Origin of the sequence: Bythopirellula goksoeyrii, from assembly GCF_008065115.1 — a bacterium.
Classification (GTDB): domain Bacteria; phylum Planctomycetota; class Planctomycetia; order Pirellulales; family Lacipirellulaceae; genus Bythopirellula; species Bythopirellula goksoeyrii.
The window spans coordinates 4499301-4513327 of record NZ_CP042913.1; the positions used below are offsets into that span (position 1 = coordinate 4499301).

8 protein-coding genes are annotated in these 14027 nt (G+C 51.1%); 1 reads left to right on the forward strand and 7 read right to left on the reverse strand.

The window, feature by feature from the left end:
- Positions 1-17: 17 nt before the first annotated feature.
- On the reverse strand, positions 18-1970 hold the full coding sequence (locus tag Pr1d_RS17760) for a pectinesterase family protein (RefSeq protein ID WP_168205325.1): 1953 nt from the start codon (positions 1968-1970) through the stop codon (positions 18-20).
- A gap of 207 nt (positions 1971-2177) precedes the next feature.
- On the opposite strand from Pr1d_RS17760, the gene Pr1d_RS17765 reads away from it, so the two are divergent.
- Positions 2178-3209, forward strand: coding sequence for a substrate-binding domain-containing protein (locus Pr1d_RS17765; RefSeq protein ID WP_148074779.1), 1032 nt, complete (start codon positions 2178-2180; stop codon positions 3207-3209).
- Positions 3210-3240: 31 nt separating this feature from the next.
- Here Pr1d_RS17765 and Pr1d_RS17770 read toward each other — a convergent pair whose 3' ends face one another.
- The 6 genes from Pr1d_RS17770 to Pr1d_RS17795 all read right to left on the reverse strand — a co-directional run bounded on the left by Pr1d_RS17770 (position 3241) and on the right by Pr1d_RS17795 (position 13978).
- Positions 3241-5520: a pectate lyase family protein gene (locus Pr1d_RS17770; protein WP_148074780.1), complete on the reverse strand. Its 2280-nt coding sequence runs from the start codon at positions 5518-5520 to the stop codon at positions 3241-3243.
- Positions 5521-5604: 84 nt separating this feature from the next.
- Positions 5605-8001, reverse strand: coding sequence for a dockerin type I domain-containing protein (locus Pr1d_RS17775; RefSeq protein WP_148074781.1), 2397 nt, complete (start codon positions 7999-8001; stop codon positions 5605-5607).
- Positions 8002-8075: 74 nt separating this feature from the next.
- Positions 8076-9629, reverse strand: coding sequence for a right-handed parallel beta-helix repeat-containing protein (locus Pr1d_RS17780; protein WP_148074782.1), 1554 nt, complete (start codon positions 9627-9629; stop codon positions 8076-8078).
- 37 nt (positions 9630-9666) lie between these two features.
- On the reverse strand, positions 9667-11244 hold the full coding sequence (locus tag Pr1d_RS17785) for a pectate lyase family protein (protein WP_148074783.1): 1578 nt from the start codon (positions 11242-11244) through the stop codon (positions 9667-9669).
- A gap of 96 nt (positions 11245-11340) precedes the next feature.
- Positions 11341-12294 (reverse strand): PEP-CTERM sorting domain-containing protein, encoded by a 954-nt coding sequence (locus Pr1d_RS17790; protein WP_148074784.1) that lies wholly within the window; start codon positions 12292-12294, stop codon positions 11341-11343.
- A 199-nt stretch (positions 12295-12493) separates the two neighbouring features.
- Positions 12494-13978, reverse strand: a complete 1485-nt coding sequence (locus tag Pr1d_RS17795; protein WP_148074785.1) for a FecR domain-containing protein — start codon at positions 13976-13978, stop codon at positions 12494-12496.
- Positions 13979-14027 lie beyond the last annotated feature (49 nt).

Consider the following 14027-nt stretch of genomic DNA (forward strand, 5'->3'; position numbering starts at 1 on the left):
ATCTGACTCATTCATCTTCAAGGTGATACCAGAGCATCAGGGCGCATGTAGATCTTGAGTGACGGGGCCGCTTCTACCAATTCGCTAGCCAGTGTAGCAGCAATGCGTTTTGCACCTGGCGGTGTAAAATGCGTTAAATCTCCCACTGGCTGGATCCAATCGCTCGACTGCTGGCCAAGTCGCTCGAATAACTCTCTCGTGAGCCGATTCAAATCAACCACGGGGCATTCGAGTTCCTGGGCAACGGCGAGAACGGCCTCCGCATATGGCAGATTCCCTTCGGTTGGATTAATTATGGCGCCCTCAACAAATACGCGCCGAGTCGGTGGGCTTACGAGAATAGGTTCTGCGCCCGCCGCGCGCGATTCTTCAACATAGTGGGCGAGATTCTTGCGGAAGTCACCTCCTGGCGTTGGATCGGTTTCTCGCTCAGGGCCTTTGCCTGGATTGTCGTTATGGCCAAATTGGATAAGCACATAGTCTGCCTGGTGGCCAATCGCCCGATCCCAGTGGCCCTCAGTGCGAAAACTCTTAGAGCTCCTCCCTCCTCGCGCCTCGTTGACTACTTCCACCCGATCATCAAATAACCGGTCAAGAGCCCATCCCCAGCCCTGGTAAGGGTGGTTTGCATCGTAGGTGGCAACCGTCGAGTCTCCCACCAGAACAATCTTAACTTGCTTGCGTGGCGAAGCTTTCGGAAGAGTCTGTGAATTAATCCTTCTCGGCGCAAGAGAGGCAACGGTTCCCAGGATCTCATCACCTTTGGTTTCCAGCCGAACTGGCATCGAATCAGCATTGCCACCCATAAACACGAGCCAGTCCGCTCCGTCTCCTTTTTTCAGGGTGGCAATAGAACCATCTTCTCGAAAGATTTCAGCCAACTCGGCTCCAGATACGCATTCACTGAAATGAAGATAAACCTCGTTCCCCTTGTACTCGTTCTCAACAACTATCGGAGCAGTTGAAGATTCAGGGTCCCAACGACAATCAAAGGTCCATGCGGGAGTGATCTCATCCGGCGTGGGACTCCCAGCAGCCGTCTCAAGATTGTCCGAGTGCCACGCGTAGTCACCCCCTTCACGGTGGCAGTCAGCATAGTATCTTCGCTCATAAACTTCAGGATTTGCGACTCCACTCAAATCCTTTACAACTCCTATCGGCTTGTCAGCAAGGTTCTCCGAAAACTGACAGCCGAGCAAATAGAATTGTGATGGATAGTGATTGCGACCAAGCCAAAATTCAGGTGGACCATCAAAGGTACAGTTCCGCAATATGAACTTCATATCGAGGTCCATATGACCATCCTGCCACAAGGCAGCACTTTGGCTAGCGGACTCGAAGTGACAGTCGCGTACAAAACACCATCCCCGTGGACAGACAAAATCGACCCCCCCTTTGAATCGACAATTGCGGTGGTAATACATGCCGTAAGACGTATTCCACAGCGAAAGAGTATCGCCACCGACACCCAGTACGTCACAATCATCAAGAATAAACCGTTGTGGTTGACCATAGATCGCAAAAGCATGCTCCGGAGTTTGCTGGGTGTTTTCGATGGTCATATTGCGAACCATGTTGTCTGATCCGAAAACATTCAATACCGCAGGCCCAATTCGGTCGTAACGGCGGTCGTATTCGCTGCGTGGAGCGTTGAATTGTAGTCGCACCCCGTCGCGACTCTCTCCAATAATCGAGACACGCTTCTGCCGCAACAAGACTTTTTCTTCGTAGATTCCGTTGCGAACAAAGATAGTGATGCGCTCAATGTTGTTGGCCGGAATCGTTTCGATGGCGGCTTGCAATGTCGTGAAATCACCGCTACCGTCGCTCGCTACGATCAAATCGGCAGCAATCCGATCAGAGGTCAGAACAGATAAATCGCCTGCCATTGCACCAGAAGTCGCAAAAAATGCCCCGAATGCGAGCACGGCTTGAGAGTGGATTCTAGCTCCAATAAATCGCTTCAGCATGGTAGAAAACCTGAATGTCGCACGATAAGGAAAGTAATTTGTGAGAAGGTAACAAATCATACGAGTTCGGTCAGAAAGATACAGGTAGTGATTATTTGCAAATATATCTCAATCTAAACCAGGATGACTTGATAACCTGCCGGGCTACGATAGATAATGACAGTCCACGCAGTAGTTTGCGAATACTCTCTTTTGCGAGGTGTTTGAATGTCAGAAAATCGATTCTGGTTGTGGGGTCTGCTGGTAGTCTCAATTGGTGCTGCTTTGTGGTATCGCAGTCAAATCTTGCCAGCAACAGCTGACGATCAACCTCAGACGACGCGAGTTGTCTTTATTACGGGGGGAGATAACGATTTTTGGCAACTCGCTGCCAAAGGTGCCAAAGCTGCTGCACTTGAGCACAATGCCAAATTGAAAACGGAGATGGTCTCCCGTGAGGGTGGCCTGGAAGAGCAGACCCAGATTCTCCTCGGCCTAAACGAGGATGAAATCGATGGCTGTGCCGTGAGCCCCCTGGATGCTCAAGGTCAGACATTGCTGATCAATCGGTTGGCCAGGAAGATGAATGTAGTGACCTACGATTCTGACGCGCCCATCTCTGAACGCCAATACTACATAGGAACTAGTAATTACCTCGCGGGCAAGATTAGCCACGAATTAGTTCGCGAAGCGATCCCAGAAGGAGGCAAAATTGCCGTCTTTCTTTCTAACATTACCAAGAACAACATGTTGGAGCGCAAATCAGGCTACGAAGAGAGTGAGAAGAAACTCCAGTCCGATAATCCACCACAGGATGCATCTGCTCCTGTTTGGCAAACCGTTGCATACTTGACAGACGAAGGGGATACAGCGAAATCCCAAGCAAATATTACCAAGGCATTGGAAAATCACGACGATCTCGCCTGCCTGGTGGGCATGAATGCCTATCAGGGCCCGCTTCTCTTAGAAGCTTTGACCAAGGCAGGGAAAATTGGGGAAATCAAGCTCGTCGTGTTTGACGAACTCGATGACACACTCGAGGGCATAGAAACTGGGAGCATCTACGCCACGGTCGCTCAAGACCCTTATAAGTACGGCTATGAAGCCGTTCGTATGCTGACTTTATTGCACAACGGCAAGTCACGAGAATTGCCGATCGTGGGGGGCGGAGCAATCAATGTTAATTGTCAGGCTATCCGCAAGGCCGACGTCGAAGCTTTCAGGAAACGGCTCAAGGATCGATTGGAAGAATCTAAGTAAGTTTCGTTATTGATTCGACGGGACCCAATACTCACACATGCCAGCTCGTACTTCTAGTTTTTAACCAGACCAATAAGTTGATCACCATGAGAGTCATCCCAGTGGGTTCCGGTACTACCTGGGCTGCGACCCCCAAGTTAGTAGGGCCGTACTGATCTTGCCAGACCCCTAAATCGATAGCATCCACATTGCCATCACCATTGGCATCTCCTGTGGACGGTGAACCGACGCTGCCGGCGCCCCGTTGCCAAATGAGAAAATCGCGACCGTCTACGTCACCATCTCCATCGAAGTCGGCATTTTCTACAACAGTCGGCGTTGCCAGAGTGGCATCCAGAATGAGTCGAGGTGCCAACAGTGCATCGCCTTCGTGAGAAAAGAACGTGGCGTCGTTCGTTCCCGTGGCGTTCGTCTGCTCCAGGATTAGTGTAACCAAGCCTGCGTGCGGTGATCCCTCATAGTAAGCAGCTAAGTTCAACATCACCGCTAAATTCAAACCCTCGAAAGAAGCCGTTTCTCCTGCGACTAGGGAATCAATCGAAAATTCGCCCAGCGAATAGACCCCCGGTGTGTCTAACGGAAAGTTGTCCTTTTCAGATGGTTCGCCGTCGGCAGTATAGCGAGGATCGATACCGAGTGTGCGGCTGTTGCCATCGAATGCCAGACCAGGTGCATCAGCAAAATCTACAGTTGACTCATCCCAGTCCCAGTCGTCACCATCATGCTCCAGTCCGTACACTTTAAATGTGTGTGTGCCGACGACAGCCTCGGCTGCAGTCAATTCCAGCACAGCTTCTTTTACTGTGCCGGGAGCGATTTCTGAGAGGTCAAATTTCAGTAAAATCGCCTGATTCTTCGAACCACTAGCACCGTCCCAAAGTGCATTGAGCGCGTTTCCTGTTCCATCACCACTGCTTATGGCGCTCGTGCCCCCATTCTCGTTCACCTGAGCGTCGCCACCCAATCCATATCCTGTTGTAATAGTGTGAGATTGAGTGTTTGTAGGCATGTAGGCATAAGGTGTGAGCGAGTGAATGTACTCCTCCAAGTAGGTGTAGCCAGACGATGCGTAAGTCGTGTTTAGTGGCGTTGAGGCATCGCCATAGGCGGACAATGCCCAGGTATCCGGGACACCGTCGTTGTTGGTGTCGGCAGCAGGTGTACCTGTCGGCAGCGAAGGCAGCGATCCCCACTCGCTCTCGGAGCTGATCTGTCCTGGCTGTTGATTTATGACGTCGCGAATCATATCGCGATCGTGCGCATCGCGGAAGTTTGTTGCCCCAGCACGACTGAGAACCTGTACGTAAGCCTGTTGAGCAGACGTTACGTTGGCTTCCGGTATGGGAACTCGCGAGCCCAAAAGTGTGTAGTCAGCGCCGGTGCGGAACATTGCCGCCTCGTGACTACCACCTTCGAGAACGGGAACAACCCCATTGATCATTCCATCGGTGTTGTTATCCATCAAGTTGCCTTCGACAAAGAAGCTCGATTCCATGTCGGTATCTCTGGCAAAGGCATGATTTGTATCTCCTGTTTCAGGACCGCGAATACCATAGTTTCCCACCCAGTTCACCGAGTATTCATCGCCACCGTACGCGAACCGGTCACCTGGGTTGTAAATCACGTTGTTGACGAAATCCAGTTCCATAATCATGTCTTGGCTTTGTTGCAGTCGCGGGTTTCGACTTCTGTTGTGGGCGTAGAGGTTGTGCGCGTATGTGTAAGTGCCACCGTTGAGAAGCGAACCATAGCTGTGACTAAGCAGTCCCTGCGTCATTGTCGACCATTGAACGGTCACGTTATCCGAATCGTGAGTCACGGATATACTCTCGTCGACAGACCAGGAAGTAGTTACGTGATCGACAATCACATCGTCGGCCGTCTGCACCCAAACTCCGTCAGCGTTATCAGCAGCTTCACTCGGTCTCACTCGAAGGAATTGCACTACCACATTACTTATTGGGTCAACGATGCTATTACCGTTGAACAACGGGTTGATCCGAAGTCGATTTCCCGACAGCGTGATGCCACCTCCTGGCGCCGTTTGCCCAGCGATCGTTATGTTATCCTTGCCATTGAAGTCGAGACTGCTTGCCAAATTGATCGTACCTGCGACATCGAATACAATCGTCCGGCCAGAGGCAGGCGCATTCTGGATACCATAGCGTAAACTTCCCGCGCCAGCATCGTTGAGATTGGTCACCTTATACACATCCCCGCCCCGTCCGCCGGTGATGTTCTTCGCAACTCCTTCCGCTCCTGGAAATGCGGGCAGTTGGGCCTGCGATAAGCACTGAATACAGAGTGGCATCACGAAAGAAAACAAAACATAAGAAACGCATCAAGTACCTCGATTGTCAGATGAAATACGAATCAGAAGATGATGAAAATACGATCAGCAACTTCGATCGGATCTTAGTTGGAAAAACGCTCCCAAAGCGCAGAGCAGCAACGTCAACCCAACTGGTTCAGGCACGGCGTGAGCAGAGGCTAGAGCTACCGATGTGCCGTACTGATTCTGCCAGATCCCCAAATCAATGGCGTCGACGCTCCCATCGTTGTTGGCATCCCCCGTGGCTAGCGAGCCGGCACTGCCGAACCCACGCTGCCAGATGAGAAAATCTCGTCCATCGACCTCTCCATCCTCATCGAAGTCAGCGTTCTCGACCACTGACGCAACGACCGAGAGGACACCGCTAGTGAGCAGATTGGAATCATCCCAAGCCAGTCCACTAGTAAGTCCTGGTAGATCGAGGACAAAAGCGCCGATTGAATTTGAGAAATCGAACAGATCAAAAGAGTTACCCGCTTCGGGAGTAAAACTCAAGAGGTCGATATCCAGAGTTCCTCCCGCCATCAGCGTCCCGCCGATGATGAGTTTGTCAAAGCTGGAAGTCGACGCGATTTCCATCTTGAGCGTGCCGCCAGCGTTTTGAACGAAATTGCCTGAGAGATCCATTGTGCCTGGCGAAGCACCGGGCGAGACAAGACCTTCATTGAGGACATTGCCGATGATCTCTCCGCTGCCGCTAAGCTCACCCATCGCTCCAACCGAGACCATCGGAGCAAACAAAGTCCCCGAAGCACCCATCACTAGGGTACCCTCACCCATGGCGGAGCCGACCTCGACCCTCTCGGCTGCGTTGAGCCATCCACTGTTAATGCTCAAGGTTGCGTTATTGCCCGCATTGGGAGCCACCAGCAGCATTCCGGCGTGTTGGCCGACGGCATCCACCACGACCGAGCCCGTCTCGATTACGGCCAAGTCGTACTTAGAAGGCTGCCAATTGGAACCGGCAGTAATGCCGCCGTCATCAGTTTTCCAGTTCATGATATGGGCGTAGCGATTATTGAACCCGCCGTTAAACACGATCGGTGCGGGAGCAGGAAACTCTCCCTTCTCGTTAATGAACTCGATGAGGTTAATGTATCCATCGTTGTCGAAGTCGGCGTTCCATACCAGATTTCCACCGTGCAGAGTCTCCCATGCATCAGCCATGCCATCGTTGTCGGCGTCGTAACCAACGGGGTGCGAAGTCATCGGGGCCGCGAGCAGTCCATTGAGTTCACTTGCATTAGGGGCCGCAGCCCCCAGAGGAACTCCCGTGAAATTGGTCACATTTCCAATCACACGACTATCAATCGCATCACGAGCCCACCACCAATTCCCCACGTAGTCGACGATTTGATGATAAGCATCTGTAGCCGTTTGAGTTGCAACGGGCGGTGTTGCAAAAGGGGACCCCATAAACTCAAGTGTCTGGTCGGTCTGATTATTAATCACAAACATCGCCATGCCCGTGTTGGACCCATCAAGCACTGCGTCCTTATCGGGATCGATAAAATTGCCCGATTGATAGACTCGCGTATCGACATTCTTATCGACGCTGAAAGCAACATTCGGATTACCTTGCGTGCCAGGTCCTGCCACGATGTAGTTGCCGACATAGTTGATATCAGATTTCTCTTGATCTGATTCGCTGCTGCCACCGGTATAGCTGGCTCGATCGCGAAAGTTGTAGACGACATTATTGCGGAAGTCCGCCGTCAAGGTCTCCCCGTTATAAGTTCCGAACCGCGCCTGCCGACTGGCGTTGTGGGCATACAGATTATGATGAAAAGTAACTTGTGAGCTGATCCGAGGACGTATCAGCGAACCATAAGCATGATTACTCACCAACGCATCATGAATCGTTGAATACTGGACGGTAACATTGGTATTGTTGTTCGCCACTGAAAGAATCTCATCTTCCGACCAAGATGCGGACACGTGATCAAGAATCATGTTGGTTCCCAATCCACTTCCTGCAAATGTGATGGAATCTGAATTATCACCTGTTCCCTTGCGAAATGACATGTAACGCAATATAACATTGCGGTTTTCCTTACCTCCGCTATGTGTCAATTGCACCATATCCCCATAGACAGTTACGGGCCCAGGCGCAGTTTGGCCGGCGATGTAATAGTTGGAAAGATTTTTGATATCGAGGTTATCTGAGGTTAGGTTAATCGTGCCTGCGACATCGAAAATGATAATCTTGTTCGTACTATTCTCTTGAAATGCACCGCGCAATGAACCTGCACCACTGTCATTCAAGTTGGTCACACGATACACAGTGGCATTAGAAAACCAGCCAGCCGCTGGTGCGGTGCCTGAAAAAGAACCACCGTAACCTTCAGCACCAGGAAAAAAAGGCAGTTGGGCCCAGCTGACTGACACCGAACTAACTAGCAAGAAAGTAACGCCCAGCGAACAACGCCCATAAGAACTTGCACTTGAAAAACTAAGCATCTACGTATTCCCCTCAGAATTGTAGCAGTGTAGTTGTGACGAACGACCCGTCCTGGCTCTCCGTCGAGATATTTCTAAAAACCAGCAGGACGTTGAATGCATAGTGCAAACGTCGCCACAATAACGAATAAAAGTGTGGTAGGTTCCGGTACTGCGACCGCATTTGAAACAAGAGGCAAGGCGGGAGCGTATTCGCGTTGCCACACCAGAAAATCAATCCCGTCGACGTCGCCATCTTCATCCGCATCGCCATCACCATGAGCCGCACCACTTGGAGTGCCATAGCCTGCTTGCCAACTGATAAGATCCGTCGAGTCGACGAAACCGTCTTCGTTAAAATCACCTGCTGCAAACACAATTGGCGACGTTTCAAACGCCCCCAAATCAGGTGCAGAATCATTGAAAGGAAGACCAACATCGGTTCCTGCGTCGATCAGGTTGCTGTCAGAGGCTAATCTAAGAAAATCGCTTGTCGGCAAGCTCCCATCAGGATTCCGAGGACCTCGGGCGATCGCGTCGTCTAGCGAAAGAAAATCAGCACTATTCACAGGGATACCATTCCAAGTGTTGAACGAGTGGATTACTCCCGAAAGAAACACATCGCTACTATTGCCATCATAGGAGATGTTATTCTTCAGAATGTGCAGATTATCCGTCTCGGAGGCCGTCTCATCAAAATACCAATTTCTCGTGTTGTTGAAGCCAACCGAATTGTTGACGATCACACCGGTGCCGTTGCCGTTAATATCGATGCCGTTCTTATTCTCCCAAGCCAGCACGCGGTTGAGCACATGCGCGCCGCCATCCTGGCCAAGCTTGAAGCCAGTCGCATCTCCTTGAAAGTTGCCTGCCGTCAGGTCATTGTCTTCGAGTGCATCCTTGTCGAAGAACTGGGGCAGTAATTTGCCGTTGTCGAACGACCAGGAATCTTCGACCAGGGCTCCGCCATTGCTTCCCCACATGTCCCAGCCATCGTCGGAATTCCCCCAGGCCCGGCTTCCTCGCACCGAGTTGCCCGGCCCAAGGTCTTCGAATTTGATAGCAAACCCGTCGGCATTCTCGCCGTTGGACGAAGGGTCATAGTTTTCGTAGGAGTCGGTATTGATAATCTGGTTGTACGCAGCGAACCCACTCAATTGAACTCCCGAGTCGCCGTTCCAGCGCGTGACAACTTGCTCGATGATGCCGTTGTTCGCCCCGCTCCAGATGCCATTGTCTCTGGCGTTTTGGATTGTAAGTCCCTTGATATGCAGCCAATCAGCGCCGTCATCAATTTGGATGCCTCTTCCACTCGATTGCCCCCATGAGCCGTTTGACATCGAGTCGAAGTCCAAAACAGGCGATTCACCAGGATAGGACCAGATGTTGATGGGATTGTTACTAGTGCCGCCTTCGTCGCTACGAATCTGGATTCGGCTATTGAGACTGTAAGTACCGCCGCGCACGAACAGAGTGTCACCAGGGTTGATGCGATCGATTGCGTAGTCAAAGGTCCCCCAAGGACTGCCCTGGGAACCATTGTTACCATTGCTCCCCCCTGGGGAGATGTAGAATTCTGCCGCATCTGTCGAAGCAATACCCACTGCGCAGCACAATACGACCACGAACTTAAAAAACAACTGCCTCATAGTCCCTCTGCTCCGTTTTACTTGGCTATCCAGCTTTTCAGTTCCTGCTGGTCGCCACTCTGGCAAGATACACTTCCAAATTGGTGTACCCTACATCGCTCAATTTTTTTCCATTACCATCCGCGGGGTCGTTGGGATTGAGCTTATTCTCCAACTCAAAAGTGTTGGGCATCCCATCTCCATCGGTATCAAAATCCTTCGCTCTCTCCTCAGGCACTATATCATCGATCCCGGGTAGGTTACCCGACTTGTCGCGAAGCTCCTCTTGAGAATCAATCAACCTTCCACTACGCGATATAACTGTTTCGAGAAGAGCCCGGTCTGCTGTATCACGATTCAATGAACACCCAACCGAATCCAAAGCATTCTCATAGGCGGCTTCTGCAGGATATAAGTTCTTTCCAAGGTCTTTCAGAAACGGAAATGGAGAATCGTCATTGCTGCTCAGCAACTGATCTTCCGGCCCAAGTTTGCGGAAAGTTCTAGCGATTTGCTTCTCAGTCGCTATCTGAGTGCCGTTGTGCTCAGAGTCCTGATCATGATCGATCCAGTTTTCTCTTTGATAAACGAGTGTTTGTGCCGGATCATCTTCGTTGAAGACTCGATCTGCATCTTTCGCGGGACCGTTGATGTAATAGTTTCCGATCAGGTTGACTCGAATCTCTCCTTTTCCACTACGGTGAGTTGGCTGATCAAGCCAATCGTAGATCACATTGTTCACCAGATTAACGTCGGTCCGGCGACGATCCGCTTCGCTTTGTCCCGGATCGAGTCGCTGTTGGCCACCAATCGAAGGATTACGAGCACGATGGTGTGCCCACAGATTCTGATAGAAAGTAAATCCCCCCACTCCAGCGGCTTGGTCTTCAGGCGTTAATTCGCCGCGTATCAGGGTCCCATATCCGTGCCGACCTTTGGGGTGAAACGAATCGTTGAGACTCAAGGCAATAATGCAATTTTGTACGGTGACGTCACGGCACTTTGTCACCGAGAGAGTTTCGTCGATTCCCCAACTAGCCGAAATGTGATCTAGGATCACGCGCTCGCAGTCTCCTCCCACATTGATGGCGTTTGCACTGCTAGAGTCGAGATCGCCATTGCCCTTGTAGGGATGGAGTTTCTTGCTATCCCCTACCCTTGCATGAAAATCGCCCAGCCGCACTCGCAGATAGCGAATGACGACATCCTTCCCTCGGGAAATCTCTAACGGATATCCCCACAGCGTAACCCCATCCCCCGGCGCAGTTTGTCCAGCAATTGTGAGATCGCTCTTGAGTATCTGCAGCGGTGCCTTTAACAGTATTGGCCCTCCCACGTCAAACACGATCGTGCGAGGCGCTTCGGCGGACCGAATCGCGTGGCGAAGACTTCCTGGGATCTTTTTATCCTCATGAGGCTTATAATCTTCGAGATTGGTGACGTGGTAAACATCACCGCCCCGTCCACCTGTCGAAGCCGCTCCTTGCCCCACAGCTCCAGGAAAGGCTGTAAGCCCGGCAGCACTAACCTGGTCGATGAAAGTGACCATCACAACGCACAACATCACCCCGAGCCGCCAAGGGCTGCCCCAGGGTACTCGGCGACTCGGACAATCTCTGTTTCGAATGGATGCCATTACGGTTTGTGGTGAGAAAGGTATGTGCTAAATAAAAGGCGGTGCCCCTGTGCAGGAGCACCGCCAGTTTTTCCTAAATTAAACAGAGCTAAAAACTCAGCGCTGGCGACGGCAAATCAATGCCAGACCACTCAAGCCTACGAGGACTAGCGAGGCAGGTTCAGGAATAGCCGTGAACTCGACCTGAAACAGGCTGGTATCGAAAACTTGCGCAGTCGTAACTGCATTCGAAGGACGAAGGCTAAAAGTGTCGAACAGGAAACTTCCATTGTTTGGAGCGAGCCCTGAAGAGCTGACTGAGACGCTACCAGTTCCGTTAAGTCCTGCACCTGTCATAGTAGATGTCACATCTAGCAGATTGCCAGCAGCACGTGTGATGGTCATTTCTAATGTGTACGTTGCTCCGTCAGTATACCCAGCATTACCAGTTGAAATTCCGGGGGCATCAGCAACCGTCGCCCAATCGCCAGAAGAGCTTAAGATATTCCCGCTTGCTCCTGATCTTTCCATGAGACGAAAGGCAGAGTCACGTCCAAGAGTTTGCCCCATGTTGATGAACATTCCATAACCATTGTAGGCGTCAGAGCCCGGAGCCCCACTTGCAACAAGCCGACTTGCGGCTGGACTATCAACTAAAGCGATTCTCAAGTTTTGACTAGTATTTGAGGCGTTGATAGCGTCCATTGAGAATGCCCATGTCACTTTGACGGAGTCGCCAGTGTTAGCTAGGTTGACTTCATTGCCTTCTGGCGTGAAGTAAGTCGTCCAACTCGAAGAACTTGTACTAACAGTTCCTCGAAGGGGCCCTCCAGCGCCAACAGGGTCTAGTGTTCCGCCACCACCTTCGTACCAAACTGACTCGACATCGCCATCAACATCGCTGTCGACACCATTTTCGGAATACGCCGGAGCCGCTGGATCTGTGTCGGTACCGTCTCGCCAGGTATCACTGACGACGATCGCAGCATTGGCCATAGTAGCCAAGCTGCAGCACGCCAAGGCGCCTGCGAAGAGTCGCGTAGCAAGAGTCGAACAATACTCAAATTTCATTAGTACTTCCTCCAATATCAAAAGTAGTCAAAACAATAGATGAGTTACCAAAAATGGAGCCACACCCAGAAAAAGCAAAAAGACTCTAAGAGCCCTATTTTCACTCTAGCTAGCCACTACAGAGCCAGCTAGTTACAAATCTTGCAAAAAACGGTAAGAAATCACTACTTTCCTTGGGACTTGATAAGTCTTCTCTCCTCTATTTCGATGCATTGTAACCCTGACCACGCAACGGCGCAACAGCAATGCTGTACATGCTTTGAGAGACCTCGCGAGGTATCTCGTCAATGTGGTCTTGCTGCACCGATCCGAGCAAAACTGTCGAGGCCTGCATGACATCTTGTTTCCAAATCGAAAACACAAAATCAACACTCTTTCCCGAACCGATTGCCGTCTTTCGCGACTTGTCCGGCACGCGATCGTTGTAACCTTCATCCAAACCAATGTCCCAACCAGTGTCAGAGAAATCCTTCGTAAGCCACTCAGGGGATTCGATCCGGTCATCCCACAGCACATACATGGATACAGGCTGAGTCACCTCAATAGCAATCTGAAGATCACCAAGTACTTTGTCGTCATTAAATGTCATCACATAGTCTGCGCCACGTAGAAACGCGGGGATACCACGATGATCGATGCCGTTCCATTGATGTAAACGGTCCACATAGCTCAAGCAATCCTCTGCAAAGCCTTTTCCCATCACACGATAGTATTTCGAGGTATCCATCGAGGAAACGTTGTCGGTCACAGACGCAATCAAGCGTGAGGGTCGCACCGCTTCGCGCCCTAGTCGCAATGGAGGGAGAAAATCACGAGCTCCCACCGAAGTGATACGATTGAGACCACCCTGGCTATCGACTCGCAACCCCTCTCCCGACTGAAGCCTCCGATAAGTGGGCCTCTCCTCAAGATCGGCTTTGCTATTATCTCGGGCCGCCAAATCAACCATCCCTTCGTAGACGACCACGTCGGTCTGCTTATCAGGTGAAACCGAAATGCTAAATGCAGTCCCCTGGTCAACAACATGGGCATGAGGCGTTTCGATTTCAAATCCAATACCTTCTTCCCCAATGCGAGCTGCGAGTTTTCCCGAACGGGCAATCGCTTTTTCCGAAGAAACCAACTCAAACTCTGCAGGGCCTTGAATGACAACCTGAATCGAGTCCTCGACGACCAACTCCAACATCCCCGAATCAAACTTCAGAGTATCCCCAGAGTTTACCGCCGACCATTCGTCATACTCTACCGAGCCAGCATGCCACTGAACTTCTTCCAGATGGACAATTCGTGCCAGAGGTCTTGCTGGATGCTGAGCGACATTTCGAGACTCTTTCTCACTGAATGTTGCTACAGCCCAAGTAGCGATCAACACCAAGGCCGCTAGTGCTAACAAGAACTGCCAGGAACCTTTACGCACGGGGCGTAGGTCCTTTCCCAATGCAACAGGCGAGACCGCCCCCGAAACATCCTCAGCATTTTCCCCACTGGGGAACAACATTGCGTTCTTATTGGCCACTTCAGAAAGGGTGACCGTATCCGAAACGACACCTGAATAAATTAGGCGAGCTTGTTCGGAATCACTCAATAAATATTCAAGCCGCGCACGATCTTCCTCGCTGGCAACACCCTGTTGGCATCGCAAGCTGAGGGATAATACTTCAACTGATAATTCATTTTCAGTCATTGAAATCTCGACATCCTATCACATGTTCTGCCCGGCGACCTACCGATCG

Coding starts and splice junctions, on each gene's coding strand:
- Pr1d_RS17760 (WP_168205325.1), bottom strand. CDS start 1,970: ATGCTGAAGCGATTTATTGGAGCTAGAATCCACTCTCAAGCCGTGCTC.
- Pr1d_RS17765 (WP_148074779.1), top strand. CDS start 2,178: ATGTCAGAAAATCGATTCTGGTTGTGGGGTCTGCTGGTAGTCTCAATT.
- Pr1d_RS17770 (WP_148074780.1), bottom strand. CDS start 5,520: ATGCCACTCTGTATTCAGTGCTTATCGCAGGCCCAACTGCCCGCATTT.
- Pr1d_RS17775 (WP_148074781.1), bottom strand. CDS start 8,001: ATGCTTAGTTTTTCAAGTGCAAGTTCTTATGGGCGTTGTTCGCTGGGC.
- Pr1d_RS17780 (WP_148074782.1), bottom strand. CDS start 9,629: ATGAGGCAGTTGTTTTTTAAGTTCGTGGTCGTATTGTGCTGCGCAGTG.
- Pr1d_RS17785 (WP_148074783.1), bottom strand. CDS start 11,244: ATGGCATCCATTCGAAACAGAGATTGTCCGAGTCGCCGAGTACCCTGG.
- Pr1d_RS17790 (WP_148074784.1), bottom strand. CDS start 12,294: ATGAAATTTGAGTATTGTTCGACTCTTGCTACGCGACTCTTCGCAGGC.
- Pr1d_RS17795 (WP_148074785.1), bottom strand. CDS start 13,978: ATGACTGAAAATGAATTATCAGTTGAAGTATTATCCCTCAGCTTGCGA.